The organism is Lysinibacillus sp. NPDC098008 (genome assembly GCF_044760715.1).
Classification (GTDB): Bacteria; Bacillota; Bacilli; order Bacillales_A; family Planococcaceae; genus Lysinibacillus.
In genome coordinates this window covers 119,505-138,488 of the sequence record NZ_JBIWBA010000005.1, presented here as the reverse complement: position 1 = coordinate 138,488, position 18,984 = coordinate 119,505, and the positions used below count along the sequence as shown (strand labels likewise).

At 38.1% G+C, this 18,984-nt stretch carries 17 protein-coding genes and 1 pseudogene; 2 read left to right on the top strand and 16 right to left on the bottom strand.

What is annotated here, in order from left to right:
• Positions 1-49 precede the first annotated feature (49 nt).
• From smpB to secG, 4 genes are all read right to left on the bottom strand, one after another.
• On the bottom strand, positions 50-514 hold the full coding sequence (smpB, locus tag ACIQVU_RS07755) for an SsrA-binding protein SmpB (protein WP_402894678.1): 465 nt from the start codon (positions 512-514) through the stop codon (positions 50-52).
• A 72-nt stretch (positions 515-586) separates the two neighbouring features.
• Complete coding sequence (gene rnr, locus ACIQVU_RS07750; protein ID WP_402894676.1) at positions 587-3,001, bottom strand: ribonuclease R; 2,415 nt, start codon at positions 2,999-3,001, stop codon at positions 587-589.
• Between the two features lie 36 nt (positions 3,002-3,037).
• Positions 3,038-3,784 (bottom strand): alpha/beta hydrolase, encoded by a 747-nt coding sequence (locus tag ACIQVU_RS07745; RefSeq protein WP_340807313.1) that lies wholly within the window; start codon positions 3,782-3,784, stop codon positions 3,038-3,040.
• Positions 3,785-4,045: 261 nt separating this feature from the next.
• Complete coding sequence (gene secG / locus ACIQVU_RS07740) at positions 4,046-4,273, bottom strand: preprotein translocase subunit SecG (RefSeq protein WP_340807314.1); 228 nt, start codon at positions 4,271-4,273, stop codon at positions 4,046-4,048.
• A gap of 199 nt (positions 4,274-4,472) precedes the next feature.
• Between secG and ACIQVU_RS07735 the strand changes: the two genes are divergently transcribed.
• Entirely contained in the window at positions 4,473-5,720 is a 1,248-nt protein-coding gene (locus ACIQVU_RS07735) for a transglutaminase domain-containing protein (RefSeq protein WP_340807316.1), read from the top strand.
• Positions 5,721-5,824: 104 nt separating this feature from the next.
• A complete protein-coding gene (locus ACIQVU_RS07730) occupies positions 5,825-7,507 on the top strand; it encodes an alkaline phosphatase (protein WP_340807317.1) in 1,683 nt (560 codons plus the stop codon).
• A gap of 87 nt (positions 7,508-7,594) precedes the next feature.
• On the opposite strand, the gene ACIQVU_RS07725 is transcribed toward ACIQVU_RS07730, so the two are convergent.
• The 12 genes and pseudogenes from ACIQVU_RS07725 to ACIQVU_RS07670 form a co-directional block, all read right to left on the bottom strand.
• Positions 7,595-8,416, bottom strand: a complete 822-nt coding sequence (locus ACIQVU_RS07725; RefSeq protein ID WP_340807318.1) for a methyl-accepting chemotaxis protein — start codon at positions 8,414-8,416, stop codon at positions 7,595-7,597.
• A 114-nt stretch (positions 8,417-8,530) separates the two neighbouring features.
• Positions 8,531-8,650 (bottom strand): annotated as a pseudogene (locus ACIQVU_RS07720) (hypothetical protein); the annotation flags it as partial.
• 500 nt (positions 8,651-9,150) lie between these two features.
• Positions 9,151-9,402 (bottom strand): hypothetical protein, encoded by a 252-nt coding sequence (locus tag ACIQVU_RS07715; RefSeq protein ID WP_340807320.1) that lies wholly within the window; start codon positions 9,400-9,402, stop codon positions 9,151-9,153.
• Positions 9,403-9,510: 108 nt separating this feature from the next.
• A complete protein-coding gene (locus tag ACIQVU_RS07710; protein WP_402894670.1) occupies positions 9,511-10,053 on the bottom strand; it encodes a DUF6241 domain-containing protein in 543 nt (180 codons plus the stop codon).
• A gap of 161 nt (positions 10,054-10,214) precedes the next feature.
• Positions 10,215-10,616, bottom strand: a complete 402-nt coding sequence (locus ACIQVU_RS07705; protein WP_402894833.1) for a tyrosine-type recombinase/integrase — start codon at positions 10,614-10,616, stop codon at positions 10,215-10,217.
• Positions 10,617-11,313: 697 nt separating this feature from the next.
• A complete protein-coding gene (eno, locus tag ACIQVU_RS07700; protein ID WP_340807324.1) occupies positions 11,314-12,606 on the bottom strand; it encodes a phosphopyruvate hydratase in 1,293 nt (430 codons plus the stop codon).
• A gap of 2 nt (positions 12,607-12,608) precedes the next feature.
• Positions 12,609-14,150: a 2,3-bisphosphoglycerate-independent phosphoglycerate mutase gene (gene gpmI / locus ACIQVU_RS07695; protein WP_340807325.1), complete on the bottom strand. Its 1,542-nt coding sequence runs from the start codon at positions 14,148-14,150 to the stop codon at positions 12,609-12,611.
• Positions 14,143-14,904 (bottom strand): triose-phosphate isomerase, encoded by a 762-nt coding sequence (tpiA, locus tag ACIQVU_RS07690; RefSeq protein WP_340808614.1) that lies wholly within the window; start codon positions 14,902-14,904, stop codon positions 14,143-14,145. The genes gpmI and tpiA overlap by 8 nt, the downstream gene beginning before the upstream one ends.
• A gap of 19 nt (positions 14,905-14,923) precedes the next feature.
• Positions 14,924-16,108 (bottom strand): phosphoglycerate kinase, encoded by a 1,185-nt coding sequence (locus ACIQVU_RS07685; RefSeq protein WP_340807326.1) that lies wholly within the window; start codon positions 16,106-16,108, stop codon positions 14,924-14,926.
• A gap of 287 nt (positions 16,109-16,395) precedes the next feature.
• Positions 16,396-17,412 (bottom strand): type I glyceraldehyde-3-phosphate dehydrogenase, encoded by a 1,017-nt coding sequence (gap, locus tag ACIQVU_RS07680; protein WP_340807328.1) that lies wholly within the window; start codon positions 17,410-17,412, stop codon positions 16,396-16,398.
• Positions 17,413-17,530: 118 nt separating this feature from the next.
• A complete protein-coding gene (locus tag ACIQVU_RS07675; RefSeq protein WP_340807329.1) occupies positions 17,531-18,583 on the bottom strand; it encodes a sugar-binding transcriptional regulator in 1,053 nt (350 codons plus the stop codon).
• Between the two features lie 163 nt (positions 18,584-18,746).
• A complete protein-coding gene (locus ACIQVU_RS07670; RefSeq protein ID WP_340807330.1) occupies positions 18,747-18,869 on the bottom strand; it encodes a hypothetical protein in 123 nt (40 codons plus the stop codon).
• Between the last annotated feature and the right edge of the window lie 115 nt (positions 18,870-18,984).

Here is an 18,984-nt window from a genome sequence, read left to right as displayed (position 1 = left end):
AGAAAAAGGCCAATGAGAAAGCTTGATACTTGCTTTCTCATTGACCTTATTAACGGTGACGCTCCTTAAAGGCGCGTTCCATTTCACGTTTTGCTTCTTTTTTACGCATATCATCGCGTTTGTCGTAGTCCTTTTTCCCTTTGCCGACACCGATTAATAGCTTGGCATAGCCGTCCTTAATATACATTTTTAGTGGGACAATTGTGTAGCCATCACGCTTTACAGCCCCAACTAGCTCGCCAATTTGCTTTTTATGAAGCAATAGCTTGCGGACACGCAGTGGGTCATGATTAAAACGGTTGCCTTGGTCGAATGGGCTAATGTGCATATTGCTAATCCATGCCTCGCCATTACGGATACGAACAAAGGAGTCTTTTAGCTGCACTTTGCCTGCACGAATGGATTTAATTTCTGTGCCTGTTAGCACCATACCCGCTTCGATTGTGTCCTCAATAAAGTAGTCATGACTTGCTTTTTTATTTTGTGCTAATACTTTTCCAGTACCTTTTGCCATCTGATTCACCCTCTACTTAAAAGGTTATGTATAAGCGAAAGTGCCAGTTGCTATGGCTACTTTCACCTATGCTTATTTACGTTTAGATTTTTTCTTTTTGCTTTTTTTCGCAATGCCTTCATAAAATTTTTGCTTTTGTTTGACACGTTTTTTAGTGCCTGGGCTTGAACCATCTTTGCGACGTCCACGTGGGTCACGGTCACTTTCATGGCGCTCACCACGTTTTGAGCTGCGGCCACTCTTTTCTTCCTCTTTTCGACTACCTCTGCGACTAGTGCGTCCATCCTTATGGTCATTATAATTTTTACGTGCATGGATAACAGTTGGTGCTGCTTTACGTGTTCGTCCATATGAAGTTACCATTCCAACGATTTCAAAGTCAATGGATGACTCTTCAATAATAACATTGGCAACGCGAACTGTAACCTCATCACCAATGCGGAATTGACGATTGGTACGCTCTCCAATCATAATCATTTGACGGTCATCAAAATGATAATAATCATCTGTCATATTGCTAATATGAACAAGCCCTTCAATCGTATTTGGTAGCTCTACAAAAATACCGAAGTTTGTAATGGATGACACAATACCTTCAAATTCCTCACCAATTTTATCGGACATATATTGTGCCTTTTTCAACGCATCTGTATCGCGCTCTGCATCTACAGCACGACGCTCGCGCTCTGATGTATGGTCAGCAATTTCATCCATTGCCATACTCCATTGTGCAAGTGTTTCTCTCGACGTATCTTGATTAATTAAATACGTGCGAATTAAACGATGCACAATTAAATCTGGATAACGACGAATTGGTGATGTGAAATGTGTATAGAAATCCGTTGATAGACCAAAGTGACCAAGACTTTCTGGGTAATATTTTGCCTGCTGCATGGAGCGCAATAGCATTGTTGAAATAACAGGCTCCTCTGGCATGCCTTCAATTGCTTTTAAGACATCCTGCAATGCCTTAGGATGCACCGTATTACCTGTACCTTTAATTAAAATACCGAAATTCGTCACAAATTCAAAGAAACGCTGGAGTTTTTCTGGTTTCGGGTCCTCGTGAATACGGTATAGAAACGGTACATTCATCCAGTGGAAGTGCTCCGCTACTGTTTCATTGGCAGCAAGCATAAAGTCTTCAATTAATTTCTCTGCGACTGTGCGTTCACGTAATTCAATATCCACTGGCCAGCCTTCTTCATTGACAATGACCTTCGATTCTTTAAAGTCAAAATCAATCGCTCCTCGCATTTCACGTTTATGGCGTAAAATTTTGGATAGCTCTGCCATATGCTTAAACATCGGCACAAGTGGCTGATAGCGTTCAATTAGCTCTTCATCTTGCTCCTCTAAAATTTTATACACATCGCTATAGGTCATACGCTCTGTTGTTTTAATCACACTTTGGAAAATTTCATGGGCAATGACATTGCCATTCGCATCAATGATCATTTCACAGGATAATGTTAAACGGTCAACCTGTGGATTTAATGAGCAAATACCATTTGATAAACGGTGTGGAATCATTGGAATGACACGGTCTGTTAAATACACACTTGTTGCACGGTCATATGCCTCAATATCAATGACAGAGCCTTGCGTAACATAATAGCTAACATCTGCAATATGTACGCCAAGCTTATACGTGCCATCTACATTTTTTGTTACGGTTACTGCATCATCCAAGTCCTTTGCATCTGCACCATCAATCGTTACAATTGTTTCATGTCGTAAATCACGACGACCTACTAAATCAGCCTCAGTAATCTCATCTGGCACTCGCTGTGCAGCAGCAATGACCTCATCTGGAAACTCAGGTGGAATATCGTGCTTATATAAAATAGATAAAATATCTACTCCAGGGTCATTTTTATGCCCTAAAATTTTTGTAATATAGCCTGTAGCAGATTTTAAATCCTCAGGCCATGTCGCAATCTCCACGACAACCTTATGCCCATCGACAGCTCCTAATGTATCACCCTTGGCAATAAAAATATCCATTGGTAGCTTTTTATCGTCCAAGACAACAAAGCCAAAGCCCCTATTTGCTTGGAATGTACCAACAAAGCTTGTTTGACCACGCTCTACAACCTTTGTAACAGTTCCTTCACGACGATCCCCAAACGATTCCTTTAAAACACGAATTAACACTATATCGCCATTAATCGCACCATTTGTTTCATGAGGTGGAATAAATACATCATCCATGCCCTCAATATCAGGTGTAACAAAGCCAAAGCCCTTCGCATGACCAATGAATTTACCTCTTAGTAAATTCATGCGTTCTGGTAGACCATAGCGATTGGAGCGCGAACGAACAACTAAGCCCTGCCCTTCCATGCGGACAAGTGTTTTCACAAGCTCCTTAAATTCCTCAGCATCCTCAAATCCAAACTCTTCCTCGATTTCACCAACTGTTAATGGCTGATAATCCTCTTGACTAAAAAAATCGAGTAATCGACTTTGTAATGTATCTTTCATAATTATTTCCCTCCTTCATTCAAAAATCCTCTATAATTATTGTGCCCAATTTAGGCCTTCTAAAAAGTGATAAATATCTTCATGTAATTGATCTTTTTCTTGGTCTAATGTAATAACATGCTTGGAGTTTTCATACCACTTGATATGCTTTTCAAGTGACTCCGTTTGATTATATATAATATTGGCAGATTCTATTTCTATTACTTCATCATTTGTTGATTGCACAACTAAAATAGGCGCATAAATCATATCAATTTCTTGACGTGTACGCGCAATCAATTCGCGTAGCTCCTGTAATGATGGCATGCCTTTTTCTGCAATTAGCGCAACCTCTTCTTCAATCTGTTGCTCTTGTTTACCTTGAAATTTTTTGTAATCTCTCGCGTATTTTAGCACACCTTCAAACATTACATCCGTTGTCCGCATTGTCATAGGAGCGCACATTGTTACAATGCCTATTACTGGATGATTTAATGCCACATTTAATGCCATCACGCCGCCTAATGATAAACCCGCAACGGCAATTTCCTCATAACCAGCATCTTGTAACTGTTGATAGGCGGCTACGACATCCTGCCACCAATCTGCTGGCCCTGTTGTGATAAGCTCTTCTGGTTCCACACCGTGACCTTTATAATGAGGTGCTAATGTAGTATACCCTTTTTTCTCTAAAAACCTACCAAGCATACGTACATCTGCAGAGCTACCTGTAAAGCCATGTAATAATAAAACAGCACGTGGTCCAGCTTGAAAGAAAAATGGCTGTGATAGTGATTTTTTCATTGTAAGCACCCCTTTATCCTCAATCATTCACTCTATCCTCAGTATAGCCATCTTATTTATACTTGAGCAAATGGCACTTGGCTTTTCATTGATAATCAAGAGAGAATTTTCCATTCATAAATTACGCCCCAGCGTAATTGTACCTGTCGCTAATGCTTTCGGTACATAAAGCATCTGCCGCTTGCGATACCAAAAGAATTTGCTGAACCAGGATAAAAGAAAACGCCCAACCAAGTCGGTTAGGCGATCTATTTTCAACTATTAGATTTTCGTAATAGCGATTGCTAAAATAAAGAATATGATAGCTAACACAATTGTGGCACGGTGAAGGATTAAATCCATACCACGTGCTTTTTGCTTTCCAAATAGTTGCTCAGCTCCACCCGAGATGGCACCTGATAAGCCTGCACTTTTACTAGATTGAAGTAGTACAACAACAATCAATGCTAATGATACGATTACTAATGAAACTAACACTACTGTATGCATTCACTGCACCTCCCGAACTTTGAAACATCACAACAAATTATATTATAACAAAAAATAATTCCCATGACAAACCTAGCTTTAGGAATTTTTTCACTTTAGACAATGCTGCTTGTCGATTTTTGCTACTAAATGTGGATATAAATCCTGCAAAAATCCAATTATAATGGAAATAATTACATTTATTTGGAGGATTTAAACGATGACTAAAAAAATAATGGCTATGTTTTTCATTTGCTGTATGCTGATATCGCTAGCAGGATGTTCAAAGGCACTAAATGTGCTGTTGACAGAAGAGGATGGCTCAGCAACATTTGAGGAGGATACGGCAAATGAGGATACTAAAAAGCCCGACAGTAAAGCATTATCTGCCACCTTTTCACCCTCCGATTTATTTTCAACTACATTATTTAAAGATGACCCTGCCTTATTGCAGTTTACTCAAAAAGTAGAGAAGCAAGTAGCAAAATTTGAACAGCACTTTGAAGTTCATTATACAGGAAAGCTTCATTTTGATGATTTTGAAGTACAGCTCAATGACTTAAATGGCCTGCTTACCTTTGTGAACCCATATACAGCTGGTTATTTTCTTGACTATGAATGGACAGCATGGGAAACAAATAATGGCTACCTAGTCGAGCTATCTATTGACTATTTAACAGATGCAAAGAAGGAGCAAAAGGTCGATCAATATGTTGAAGCCTTTGCCAAGCAGCATATTACAAAAAATATGACCGATTTTGAGCGCGTTAAAGTTATTAATGATTATATTGTAGAGCTGGCTACTTATACAGAAGAAGGCTCGACTGAGGGGCAAATGGTTTTTGAATTAATCAATGAGCAAACTGCAGTATGTCAGGCTTATGCATTACTTGCGTATCGTTTGCTTTTGGCATCTGATATTGATGCGAAATATGTTTATGGCTATAGCGAAGATCAGCTACATGCTTGGAATTTAGTGAGTGTTGATAGCAATTGGTATCACCTTGATACTACTTGGAATGACATCGCTCCTGATGAGCCTTACACAATTTCCTATGAATATTTTTTAGTAAATGATGACAAGCTTCGTCAAGATCATTTATGGGCTACTGAAAATTATTTTGCAGCTACTAGCAATGCCTATGACTTTATGCACGATATGTGGTATGCCGATACAGTAGATAATGTGATTTATTATAATAGTATGAATGATAGCATGGTTTACGCATATGATTTAGCTACAAATGAACGCAGACAGATTACAGAAACAGCCTGCTATTATTTAGCAGTTGAGGATGCGGCGCTTTATTGCAGCGATTATGATAATGCTGGTTATTTAACAAAAATTAATGTGGAGGATGGTTCAGAGGAAATCTTATACGAAGATGAAGTGCTTAACCTATATATTGATGGCGGTATTTTATACTATGAAACGCTAGATGGCTCCATACATCAACAAGCATTGTAGTATGCTTGTTTACAATATTACCACCTTTTATTAACAATGCTTTAACGATAGCTTTACATTCCTCCTTTACACTTACAGATGAATTTACTTAAAGGAGGAAAATCATGAAATACACAAAAAAATGGACTTCATTGTTTTTAGCAAGTGCAGTAACTTTAACCGCGGTTAGCATTCCACAGCAGGAGGCACAGGCTGCTGAGGTTGAGAAGCCAACAAATGTTATTATGCTTGTAATGGATGGCAGTAGTAATAATGCTGTAACGCTTTCTCGTTGGTATAAAGGTGAAGGCTTAGCAATGGATGAAATTTTATCAGGTGCTGTGCGTACATACTCTGCAGAATCAGCGATTACAGACTCTGCGCCTGCTGCTACAGCATTAGCAACTGGCCATAAATCAAATGATAAATATGTGGGTGTATTACCGTCCGTAGTGAATTCACCTGGATTGGAGCAAATTGCACAAGAGGATGCTTTTAGACCTGTTGCAAATGTATTAGAAGGGGCGAAGCAGCAAGGGAAAGCAACTGGCTTAATCTCTACTTCCGAAATTCAGCATGCAACGCCAGCAGGTTTTTCAGCACATGCGACAAATAGAAGCCAATATGATAATATCGCTGAGCAACAAGTTTATCAAAACATTGATGTTGTTTTAGGTGGTGGCTTCGATTCATTAGTGCCTGGTGAATTAGATGATTCGGCGTCTTCGTTTAAGTTAGGCTCAGTGAAAAACGCTCGTAAAGATGGCGAAAACTTACTAAATGTATTAAAGCAAAAGAACTATCATTTTGTCCAAACACGTGATGAATTATTAAATACAAATGCTTCTAAAATTTGGGGTAGCTTTGCACCAAGCGACCTTGCCTATGACTTTGACCGTACAACAACAAGACCTTCTGAGCCGACATTGGCTGAAATGACAAGTAAAGCCATTAATACACTGAAAAAGGATGAGGATGGCTTCTTCCTATTTGTTGAAGGCAGCAAAGTCGACTGGGCAGCACATGCCAACGATACAATTGGTATGATTAGTGATATTTTATCGTTCGATGATGCTGTCAAGGAAGCAGTTGATTTTGCGAAGGAAGATGGCAACACACTTGTTATTGCTGTAACAGACCATGGCAATAGCGGGATTACAATGGGGAACGCTAACACGTCAGGAACGTATTCAAGCATCCCAGTGTCTGCCTATATTGATCCGTTGAAAAAGGCTAAAATGACTGTTGAAGGTGCACTAAGCCAATTAAAAGAGGATCGTTCTAATTTAGTAGAAGTGGCAGCACTTTATGGATTAGATGCATTAACAGAGGACGAGCTAGCTACATTACAATCTGCTGAAAACCTTGGCAATGCAATGGTGAAAATGCTAGCAAACCGTGCAAACATTGGCTTTACAACAGGTGGACATACTGGCGATGATGTGTTCTTATATTCATTCGGACCTTCTAAAATAACAGGGCTAGTAGAAAACACTGATTTAGCTCATGCTATGGCACAATTTATGGACTTTGACTTAAACACATTAACAAATGAGCTATATGTACCAGCAACAAAGGCTTTAACGGAAAAAGGCTTTACAACAAAAATCGATTTATCTGATAAAGAAAATCCAGTATTTGTTGCACAAAAAGCAGATATTACAGTCAAAATTCCTGTTAATAAAAATACAATGAGCTATGAGCAAGCTTCCACAAATACGGCTAAAACGCTGACATTTGACACAATCAATGTCTATAATGGCACTGAGTTTTACGTATCGAAAAAGCTTTTACAAGCAATCAACTAAAAATAAGGGCGTATCTGAAATGTGATGTTCAGATACGCTTTTTTGATCACTTGCTCTTTATTTTTGAGCGGAGTTCCTCTTTTTGATCTAACGTAATATGTTTTTAATATAATGTTCCATCTGTCCACTTATTTCACTTAATGTTTCAATCGCTTCACTAAATTGTTGGACAAGCTCAGCCTGCTCATTGGAGGCTGATTCAATTTGCTCCATACTTTCCATCAGTGCCTGTACATTACTTGTAATAGTTTTAAGAGAGGTTTCAATTTGCTCTGTCGCTGTGGCTGTTTCATTTGAAAGCTTGCGAACCTCCTGTGCAACAATATTAAACCCTGCTCCGTATTGCCCTGCACGAGCCGCTTCTATTGAGGCATTTAAGCCAAGTAAGTTCGTTTGTCTTGAAATGGTTTTAATAAAATCTGTAATCTCATTAGAGCGTGAAGAGTTTTCTAAGGCATGGCGAGATTTTTCAGTAATGGTTTCGCTTGTTGCGGATAATTCTTCTGAATGTGCCGCAATGGTATGTACTTTTAATTGTAGCTCTTGAATCGTAGCTTGCAGGTTGTCCATAAAGCTTTCTACTTTTTCCTGCGCATCGTTTGGAAAGAGCAAGCTTAAGACCGCAACAACTTTACCATTTTCACGAACAGGATATAGCTCTGTATGCATTGGAACGCCAAAATACTCTTTTGGAATATCCCGTTTTAAAATTTCGCCTTTCGTAACACTTCGGAAATCAGGTGTATCCTCAATAATTGTGCCGACCTGTAAATGAGTTTTCACTTTTGTTCCCTCTAATACAAAGAGAACCTTTCTTTCCTTCGCACTATTGATAGTTAACGCTATTTCCTTGTTAAAAATTTCATGAAAAATCGGTAAAGTTTCCTTTAATGATTGAATAATATCCATAGCCAATCTCCTTCTGTTTTTTTTCATTATACTCGAATAAATAAAGGAAACGTTAATATTTTCCTAATAAAAAATTGCCCCAAAAGCTTTGAGGCAATTTCCATCAATTATTTATTATCGAAGGTTATAGAACGATTGTAAACCAAGGTATTCTGCTGTTACACCAAGCTGATCTTTAATTCGAAGAAGTTGGTTGTATTTTGCAATACGGTCTGTACGTGATGGAGCACCTGAGCACGAACCTTGATATATTAGCATTTCTCTGAACTATAAAGTTGTGATATTGCATTGTTCACATACTATCGAATTTTAATAATTCAATCCATGTATGTGTTAATTCACATTATAACAACTATCTGAAAAATTAAAAACAGATTTCTTTTCACGATTGTTTATCATTGATAAATAAAAACATCCTCGGAAGGACGCCTGTAATTTATCTTCTACTTTTTTTGAGAAAATGGCAACATTGTTGTAAACAATATCTTTGTCTACTTGAGGAGTTAAACTATGTAGTTCTCACCCATCATTTGCTTGCTCATTTAATAATGCTTCAAATTCAGCAATTGCGCTTTCAATATATAATTCTCGTACTTTAACTGTTTTATATATAATCATATGTATTTACTTCCTTACATACAGCATACGTCATTGTCATTTTTTCAACATAATAATGGGAATATTAACCCAAAATAAAAATCGTCACTATGGTTAAACAGTGACGATTGGTGATGTTATTGATCTTGTGATTTATTTGTGGTCAATTCTATTAAGTCAGCGATGAACTCAGGAGTCTCAATAAATGCAAAAACTTGGAATTTATCATTACGTTTGTTCCCCATGGTGTGGTTCAAATCGTGTTCTCGTTTTATCAATCCAATCGTCAAACTCTTTTTGTAGATATTTTTCATTCCATATGCCTTCGCATTTAAAGCAATGCTCAAATGATGTAATTCTTTGTCCGTTAGTCGTTTTTCTTCGTTCATACGAACCTCCACCGATAATTTTTTTGCATCTTAGAAATTGGTTAATTTTGGTAATAAATATTATAATAACAAATTGAAAAATAGCGGACAAATAAAAAAATAGTGTCATTAATGAGTGCCATCATATAAATCAAATTTTAAATTGTTTTCAATATAAGCTTTCTCTTCAGCAGGAGTCATTAAACGAGTTGCTCTCCCTGAATTTCTTGAATCTTCGCCACCTTGCATCTCCCAAATTGCGTTATGATCTTCTACAGCATGAGAAAAATCACCTTTCGACCATCTTTCCAATATTGGAATGTAAAGTTCGTTAAATTTATAATCGTTCATTTTACATACAGCCAACAATCGGTCAATTTTTTCTTGCGTTATTTGCTCATGACCCCATTTTACACTAGCTTCAACTTTTTGGTGAGACATGCTATGGATAATTTCGTTTACTTTGCTTTCTACTAAATTGTCAGGATAAAGCAATTCCTCTTTTGTAATTTTTTTATCTTCAAGCGCTACTCCATCATTCTCAACAGTTACAGTTGCTTTTTCTGGCGTAGGTTTCTCCTTTTGTTCAGTAAATTTGAAGTAACCAAAAATTCCTCCAAAAGTGACCAATACTGCAATGATAACAATTGCAGACTTTGTTTTTCTTTTCATGTTATTAACTCCTCATAGTAATTTATATCATTATATAATTAGGATAATAATAACAGAATATTGAAACAAGGTTCAATGAAAAACTATAGTACGAACACTGTTCGTAGATAATGGTATATACAATGTATATCCCATGTTAACCAAGTCAATAATGGCTTCGTTTAAGTGTCGGAGCAATGTTCCGAACTTTCTCCAATAATACTTACTGGCAAATTTGCCATAAACTCAACTTTATGACTGCAATATAACCTCAAAGGTAGACAGTTCCTCACTACCTTTGCCAAGTTGGTCGTTTGAATGTTGTCGTGCCCAGCAATTCTCAAGCAACTACATAAATCCAGTCCATTGCGTAAATTTGCTTGTATTGCATAATGACGCAGTGTATGCGGTGAACAACGAATATCTGGTCGTACTTTTGCTTTTTCTCCTGCTTCTCGTACAATTACTTCAATTTGGGCTGTGGTCAGCGGTCTACCACTGTGAGCTAAAAAATAATTGTTATTGTGAGCAGGTCTGCCTAAACTGCTCAAATATCCTTCACAAATACGTTCGTAACGAATCATATATTTCCGAAGCATTAAACTAATTGGCACATATCGCCATTTAACAAATTTACCAAATATTTACAATGTCGTATCTTGCACCCAATCCACCTCTAAATTTATTAATTCCGAACATCTAATGGCTGTATGGCGATAATTACTTTGTTTCGTGCGTTCAAATACGTTTTAAAATCGTATGCTTCAATTATTTTCGCAATTTCTTGGTCAGTAAATGTAGATATAACAGTTTTATCTTCTTTCAACAATTTTGTGCGTGCCATGATGTTGAACGTGACATACTCTTCTGCCACCAAATATGTATAAAACAGCCTCAACTATTTAATTACAGTGTTACGTCGCCTTTTTACCAAGATTTAATTGATGTTGAATATATTTTTTTACAGGAACTGTTGAAACGTCTTCAATTTCATTCACCTTATGAAACTCGTTCAGATATTGAATGAAGTGAATTGTATTTATAAGTTTTTGTTGTTCTGCTTGAATAATTTTTAATCTGTAATTCGAATGTAAATTCTTTCAACAAATCTTTAATGAGCATGAAAAACCCCCAATCTACAAGTGTTTATCACACTTATAAATCAGAGGTTGAAACAATACACTTGTATTGCTAAATTCACTTAAGTGTATAACATAGCTCAAACCTTGCTAAAGTGACGTATATGACAAGGTTCAAGCTATTTTTCATGCAAATAAATGATTACTTCAAGTTATAGAATGAGCTTAAACCAAGGTACTCAGCTGTTACACCAAGCTGATCTTCAATGCGAAGAAGTTGGTTGTATTTTGCAACACGGTCTGTACGAGATGGCGCACCTGTTTTAATTTGTCCAGCATTTGTTGCAACTGCAATATCAGCAATTGTTGCATCCTCTGATTCACCAGAGCGGTGAGAGATAACAGCTGTATAGCCAGCACGTTTCGCCATTTCAATTGCTTCAAATGTTTCTGTTAATGTACCGATTTGGTTTACTTTAATAAGGATAGAGTTCCCTACACCCTGCTCAATACCTGCTGCTAATTTTTTTGTATTTGTTACAAATAGATCGTCGCCTACTAATTGTACGCGGCTACCGATACGCTCTGTTAATAGTTTATGTCCAGCCCAGTCATTTTCATCTAAGCCATCTTCAATTGAAATAATTGGGTATTTATTTGTTAATTCTTCATACCAATCAACCATTTCTTCAGATGTTTTGACAACACCTTCACCATCTAAGTGGTATTTGCCATCTTCTTTATTGAATAGCTCAGAAGATGCTACGTCCATTGCAAGTTTTACTTCCTCGCCTGGTTTATAGCCAGCTTTTTCAATTGCTTCTAAAATAACTGTGATTGCTTCTTCGTTAGAGCCAAGGTTTGGTGCGAAACCACCTTCATCGCCAACTGCTGTATTATAGCCTTTTTCTTTTAGAACAGCTTTTAAGTTATGGAAAATTTCAGCACCAATGCGTAATGCATGGCGGAAAGATTCTGCACCTACAGGCATCACCATAAATTCTTGGATATCTACATTATTATCTGCATGTGCGCCACCATTTAAGATGTTCATCATTGGTACTGGTAATTGCTTAGAGTTAAACCCACCAAGATATTGATAAAGAGGTACATCTAAATAATCTGCCGCAGCATGTGCAACTGCCATTGATACACCTAAAATTGCGTTAGCACCTAGCTTACCTTTATTTTCTGTGCCATCTAGCTCGATTAAAGCTTTGTCAATAACAACTTGATCAAGAACAGAGTAATTTCCTTCTAGTTCTTGTGCAATCGTTGTATTGACATTTTCAACTGCTTTTAATACACCTTTGCCTAGGTAACGAGATTTGTCACCATCGCGTAATTCTACCGCTTCGTATTCACCTGTTGATGCACCTGATGGTACGATAGCGCGACCAAAAGCGCCTGATTCTGTAAATACTTCAACCTCTACTGTTGGATTCCCACGTGAGTCTAAAACTTCGCGCGCATAAACTTGTGTAATAAATGGCATAATTAATTCTCCTCTTTCTCAATTAATGATTGTCCTGTCATTTCAATAGGCTGTGACACCTGTAATAATTCTAACATGGTTGGCGCCAAATCGGCTAAAATACCACCATTTCTTAACATACTATTTGCTTTTGTCACAATTACTGGTACAGGATTTGTTGTATGAGCTGTCATTGGCTCCCCTGCTAATGTTAATACTTCATCAGAGTTACCATGGTCAGCTGTAATAATAGCTGCGCCACCTTTTGCAAGGAGTGCATCTACTACTTTTCCTAAACATTCATCGACTGCTTCAATGGCTTTAATCGTCGGCTCTAGCATACCACTATGCCCCACCATATCAGGGTTAGCAAAGTTAAGTATAATACCATCGAATTTATCAGCCGCAATTTCTGCAAGCAAGGCTTCTGTCACCTCGTACGCAGACATCTCAGGCTTTAAGTCATATGTGGCAACCTTTGGTGAGGCAATTAAAATACGCTCTTCACCTGGGAATTTATCCTCACGACCACCACTCATAAAGAATGTTACATGTGGATATTTTTCTGTTTCGGCAATGCGTAGCTGTGTTTTACCGTTTGTGGCTAACACTTCACCAATTGTATTTTTTAGGTTGTCATTTTCATAGGCAACCTGTGCATTGACTTCATCACTATAATGCGTGAAGGATACAAATTTTAGATTTTTTGGATGGTTAGCTGATAACACAAAGCCATCAAATTGTGGATTTGTAAGCACTGTGGATAGCTGTATCGCACGATCAGGACGGAAATTAAAGAAAATGACTGCATCATTATCACCAATCGTTGCTACTGGCTCACCATGCTCTTGAATGCTAAATGGAATGACAAATTCATCTGTTGCTTCACGTTCATACGATTCAGCTACACCGCTTTTAGCACTATCTGCCGTTTGCCCAACACCATCCACAAGCACATTATACGTAAGTGCCACGCGATCCCAGCGTTTATCGCGATCCATTGCATAATAGCGCCCATGAATAGACGCAAATTGACCAACACCAATGTCAGCCATTTGTTTTTCTGTTTCCTCTATATAGCCGATAGCTGTTGTTGGCCCAACATCACGACCATCTAAGAAGCCATGTACAAAAACATCCTCTACGCCCTGCTGCTTAGCAAGCCTTAACAGTGCAAACATATGCTCATAATGACTATGAACACCACCATCTGATAGCAGCCCCATAATATGCAGCTTTGATTGATGTGCCTTAACATGTGCGATTGCGTCTAAAAATGCTTGATTTGTAAAGAAGTCGCCTTCGCGAATCGACTTATTTAAGCGTGTTAAGCTTTGATAAACAATACGTCCGGCACCGATATTTAAGTGTCCTACCTCTGAATTACCCATTTGTCCTTCAGGTAGTCCAACCGCCTCACCCGCAGCTGTTAATGTTGTATGTGGGAACTCATTCCAATATCGATCAAAATTTGGCTTATGCGCCTGTGCTACTGCATTTCCAAATGTTTCATCTCGAAATGCAAAGCCATCTAAAATAATTAATGCTACTGGCTTTTTAGGCATTTGCTGCCGCCTCCAATAATGTTAAATAAGATTCTGGTTGTAAGCTTGCTCCACCAACTAGAGCACCATCAATATGCTCTTTTGTTAAAAGCTCCTGAATGTTGTCAGGCTTCACACTGCCGCCGTATTGAATGCGCACAGCATTCGCCGTTTCAGCATTATATAGCTCTTCGATTACTGCTCGAATCGCTCCACATACTTGATTGGCATCGTCTGCCGTAGCAGTTTTACCAGTGCCAATTGCCCAAATTGGTTCATAGGCAATGACCATATGCTCTACCTGCTGTGCTTCAAATCCAGCAAGTGCCGCTTTAATTTGACCCGCAACCTTTTGCTCTGTTGTGCCTGCTTCACGTTCCTCTAGCGTTTCACCACAGCAAATAATCGGTACGATATTATGTGCAAGTGCTGCTGCTACCTTTTTATTAATAGCATCATCTGTTTCATTGTAGTATTCACGGCGTTCTGAATGCCCTAAAATAACATAGTCCACTGCTACACTTGCAAGCTGTGTTGGGCTAATTTCACCAGTAAAAGCACCCTCATTTTCATAATGCATTGTTTGTGCACCAATCGCTAGCTCTGACTCACTAGCAACTTGCACAAGTGTAGGTAGGTAAAGAGCTGGTGCGCAAACAACAGCGTCCACTTTATCATTAGAAGGAAGTTTATCCTGTACTGCATCTACAAACTGAATAGCCTCTTCAAATGTTTTAAACATTTTCCAGTTACCTGCAATAATTGGTTTACGCATCATTTTGCCTCCGATTAGCTTATTTATCGTTTAGTGCTACAATCCCTGGAAGCTCTTTGCCTTCCATTAATTCTAGGGAAGCACCGCCACCTGTAGAAATGTGATCCATTTTATCTGCTACTGCAAATTTTTCAACAGCAGCGGCTGAATCACCACCACCGATTACTGTATAGCCTGCAGTTGCTGCCATTGCATCAGCAACTGTTTTTGTACCACTTGCAAATTTATCCATTTCAAAGACACCCATTGGTCCATTCCAAATAATTAACTTGGAGTTTTGAATAATGTCCGCATAGCGAGCTGCTGTTTTGGGTCCAATATCAAGTCCCATCCAATCAGCTGGAATTGCATCAATATCAACAACTTGTGTTTCAGCATCTTGCGAAAATTCATTTGCTACAACAGCATCAATTGGCATATGTAATTGCACGCCTTTTGCTTTTGCTTTATCAATAAAGGATTTAGCTAGCTCGATTTTATCTTCCTCTAATAAAGATTTACCAATATCATAGCCCTGTGCCTTAATGAACGTATAAGATAGGCCACCACCAATAATTAAGTGATCTACTTTTTCTAACAGACTTTCAATAACACCAATTTTATCTTTTACTTTGGCGCCACCAATAATAGCCGTAAATGGACGCTCAGGGTTTGACAATGCTTTGCCAAGTACATCTAATTCCTTTTGCATTAGGAATCCAGATACTGCTGGAATATGTTTAGCGATTCCTTCAGTAGAAGCATGTGCACGATGAGCTGCACCAAAAGCATCGTTGACATAAATATCAGCTAGCTGTGCAAATTGCTGCGCTAATGCTGGGTCATTTTTCTCCTCACCTGCGTGGAAGCGCACGTTTTCAAGCAACACAATATCGCCATTTTGCATAGTGGCAACAGCTTGCTCTACCTTTTCTCCAATCGACTCATCCAGCTTTGTCACAGGCTTGCCAATTAACTCAGCTAGGCGAATACCAACTGCTGTTAAACGCATATCCTCTTTTACTTCACCTTTCGGACGACCTAAGTGTGAAGCTAAAATAACTTTAGCACCTTGCTCTACTAAATATTCGATTGTTGGAATAGCTGCACGAATACGTGTTTCATCTGTAATAGCACCATCTGCCATTGGTACATTAAAATCTACACGCACAAAAACACGTTTACCTTTTACATCAATATCTGTCATTGTCTTCTTATTTAACATGAAGAAACTCCCTTCAAAGCTTGTTAGTATTTCATCAAGGTATTTTGGTACATCGTCTAGAGGTGTTGCTTATCTCCAATTTTTGATTATGAACCCTTATACTTGCTCTTATAGTAGCAAAAGTTACGTACGATGTCTTGTAATTACTAAAAAGGGAGTAAGGGTAAATTCCCTTACTCCCTTTACCCTTGTATATTATATCGATTAGATATTATAAAGGCTATACTTTTTGTCTATAAAAGTAGTATTGTGTCACACTTATTACGTAAATTGTTCAAATGTGATGCTTATTTATTGTTGAAACCTTGCTCTGCAATGTATAAAGCTAAGTCCATTAAGCGAGTAGAGTAACCAATTTCATTATCATACCAAGCAAGAACTTTTACCATTTTATTTTCTAATACCATTGTAGAAAGACCATCTACAGTTGATGAGTGATGGTTACCATTGTAATCAATTGATACTAACGGTAGCTCATTGTAGCCAAGAATACCTTTTAATTCATTTTCAGAAGCTTCTTTTAATGCTGCATTAATCGTTTCCTTCGATACATCTGCTTTTAGCTCTACAACTAAGTCTACACATGAAACGTTAGGTGTTGGGACACGCATAGAGAAGCCATCTAATTTACCTTTTAATTGTGGTAATACTTTTGAAACAGCTACAGCTGCACCTGTTGTTGTTGGAATCATAGATACCGCACCAGCACGTGCACGACGTGGGTCTGAGTGTGGGAAGTCTAGGATTCGTTGGTCATTTGTATAAGAGTGAATTGTTGTCATCATACCACGCTCAATGCCAAATTTTTCATCTAATACTTTTGCTACTGGTGCAAGACAGTTTGTTGTACAAGAAGCATTTGAAATCACATCATCAGTTGCTGGGTTGTAGTCTGTATGGTTTACACCCATTACAAATGTAGGCATTGCGCCTTTAGCTGGTGCAGAAAGAATCGCTTTTTTAGCACCTGCTTCAACATGTTTGCCTACTTCTTCCATTGAACGGAAACGACCAGTACATTCAAGCACTACATCTACGTCTAGTTCACCCCAAGGTAGTTGTGCTGGATCTTTTTCAGCATATACTTTTACGCGCTTGCCATTTACTACGAAAGAATCTTCATCTGCATTGACTTCAGCATCATAGATACCGTGGACTGAATCATATTTCAATAGATGTGCAAGTTGACCAGCATCTGTTAAATCGTTGACAGCTACTACTTCAATTTCATCATGCTCCATTGCCTCACGAAATACTAAGCGTCCAATACGTCCAAATCCATTAATCGCTAATTTTAATGCCATTGTTAATTCCTCCAATAATGTGTAATGTATGTTTCTAAAAAATAGAAACATTAAATTTATGCTCATTCAAAAAGCGCTGTAGCACTTTTTGAAGTCGAGTGACCTATGTTTATATAAGTTATTCAAAATCATTATTTTCACTAGATGATAAACGAGCAGCAATAGCTTTTGCAGCTGCCTCATCTGTGATAAATATTGTTTGCTTTGGTGCTACCTTAAAATATGAAAGCATAGCATTGACCTTTTGTTTTCCTGCTGCTACTGCAATAACCTGCTGACTTTTTTTCACCTGCTCAAGCTGAATGCCAATTGTACGTATACGATGCACGACCTCTCCTTTGGCATTAAAATAATAGCCAAAAGCCTCACTGACAGCACCCTTCTCCACTAAAATTCGTAAATCTTCAGGAGAAGAATTACGGCGAATCGCCATCTCCTCTGCGGAGCCAATCCCATGAATCACACAGTCTGCCTGCTCATAAAATGCCATCATTTCTGTTATCATCGGCTCTGTTAGCATTGCTTGATAAGCTTGCTCACTTAAATACTCAGGTAAAAATAAGGTGCGATACTGCGCCTCCATCTGCATAGCAAATGTTGCAACAAGTGTATTTGCTTGCATTTGCATTTCATGTCCGATGCCTCCACGTGCAGCAACAAATGTCATATCTTTTGTTTTTTCTAATGGGTGTAAAAATTGTGCAAGAGATGCCACTGATTTTCCACCTGTGACGGCTACTACTTGCCCTTTAAAAGCTGTTGACATAAATTGCAATGCCGCTTCTTTACCAAGCAAGGTCAATATCGTATCGTCTGCATTATAATCACCTGGCACAACAACTACACGCTGTATGCCAAAATGAGCCTCAAGCTGTTTAGCAAGCTGTGTCAGACCTGACCATTCATAAACAATTGCTCTTAACTTTTCAATTACAATCTCACCATCATCTGTACATACCATACCCGATTTTTGTGAATCTAATAACCCTTGTTCACGTAAAATATCTGTTTCTTTGCGTATTTCTCGCTCTGTCATTTTTAATGAATCCGCAAGTGTGCGTCGTCCGATGGGTTGCATAAGCTGAACGGTTTGTAAAATTCGGTATCTAGATTGCAGAAGCGGATACATTTCAGGAAGTAGTCTTTGCTGTGCCTCAGGAACAGTTAACATATTTATCTACTCCCTTTTATAACAGTGGGTTGTTTTTAGTCCCACCGTTTAAAATTATGTCCCACTTATATAGCTATTATAATATGCTTTATGTAAAAGAGCAAGTAGTATCCAAAGAAAAAAGCCCCGTAACGTTGGTCATCGCTACGAGGCTTATACATTCTTATTTTGTAAAAGATAAAATTGCGTTTTTCTTAAATCCTTCTAACGCTTTTGTTGCTTCACCTTTATTTGCAAATTCAAAAATACGAACATCCTGCTTCTCAAATACTGTAATAACCCACATTGTAAAATCTCCCTTCAACATTGTTTTTGTAATATAACAACTTCCAAAATCTATAATAATTTTCACCGACTGTTTTATAACAACTTCTTGCTTGATTCCTATTCTACGCCGATTT

Coding starts and splice junctions, on each gene's coding strand:
- smpB (WP_402894678.1), bottom strand. CDS start 514: ATGGCAAAAGGTACTGGAAAAGTATTAGCACAAAATAAAAAAGCAAGT.
- rnr (WP_402894676.1), bottom strand. CDS start 3,001: ATGAAAGATACATTACAAAGTCGATTACTCGATTTTTTTAGTCAAGAG.
- ACIQVU_RS07745 (WP_340807313.1), bottom strand. CDS start 3,784: ATGAAAAAATCACTATCACAGCCATTTTTCTTTCAAGCTGGACCACGT.
- secG (WP_340807314.1), bottom strand. CDS start 4,273: ATGCATACAGTAGTGTTAGTTTCATTAGTAATCGTATCATTAGCATTG.
- ACIQVU_RS07735 (WP_340807316.1), top strand. CDS start 4,473: ATGACTAAAAAAATAATGGCTATGTTTTTCATTTGCTGTATGCTGATA.
- ACIQVU_RS07730 (WP_340807317.1), top strand. CDS start 5,825: ATGAAATACACAAAAAAATGGACTTCATTGTTTTTAGCAAGTGCAGTA.
- ACIQVU_RS07725 (WP_340807318.1), bottom strand. CDS start 8,416: ATGGATATTATTCAATCATTAAAGGAAACTTTACCGATTTTTCATGAA.
- ACIQVU_RS07715 (WP_340807320.1), bottom strand. CDS start 9,402: ATGAACGAAGAAAAACGACTAACGGACAAAGAATTACATCATTTGAGC.
- ACIQVU_RS07710 (WP_402894670.1), bottom strand. CDS start 10,053: ATGAAAAGAAAAACAAAGTCTGCAATTGTTATCATTGCAGTATTGGTC.
- ACIQVU_RS07705 (WP_402894833.1), bottom strand. CDS start 10,616: ATGATTCGTTACGAACGTATTTGTGAAGGATATTTGAGCAGTTTAGGC.
- eno (WP_340807324.1), bottom strand. CDS start 12,606: ATGCCATTTATTACACAAGTTTATGCGCGCGAAGTTTTAGACTCACGT.
- gpmI (WP_340807325.1), bottom strand. CDS start 14,150: ATGCCTAAAAAGCCAGTAGCATTAATTATTTTAGATGGCTTTGCATTT.
- tpiA (WP_340808614.1), bottom strand. CDS start 14,904: ATGCGTAAACCAATTATTGCAGGTAACTGGAAAATGTTTAAAACATTT.
- ACIQVU_RS07685 (WP_340807326.1), bottom strand. CDS start 16,108: ATGTTAAATAAGAAGACAATGACAGATATTGATGTAAAAGGTAAACGT.
- gap (WP_340807328.1), bottom strand. CDS start 17,412: ATGGCATTAAAATTAGCGATTAATGGATTTGGACGTATTGGACGCTTA.
- ACIQVU_RS07675 (WP_340807329.1), bottom strand. CDS start 18,583: ATGTTAACTGTTCCTGAGGCACAGCAAAGACTACTTCCTGAAATGTAT.
- ACIQVU_RS07670 (WP_340807330.1), bottom strand. CDS start 18,869: ATGTGGGTTATTACAGTATTTGAGAAGCAGGATGTTCGTATTTTTGAA.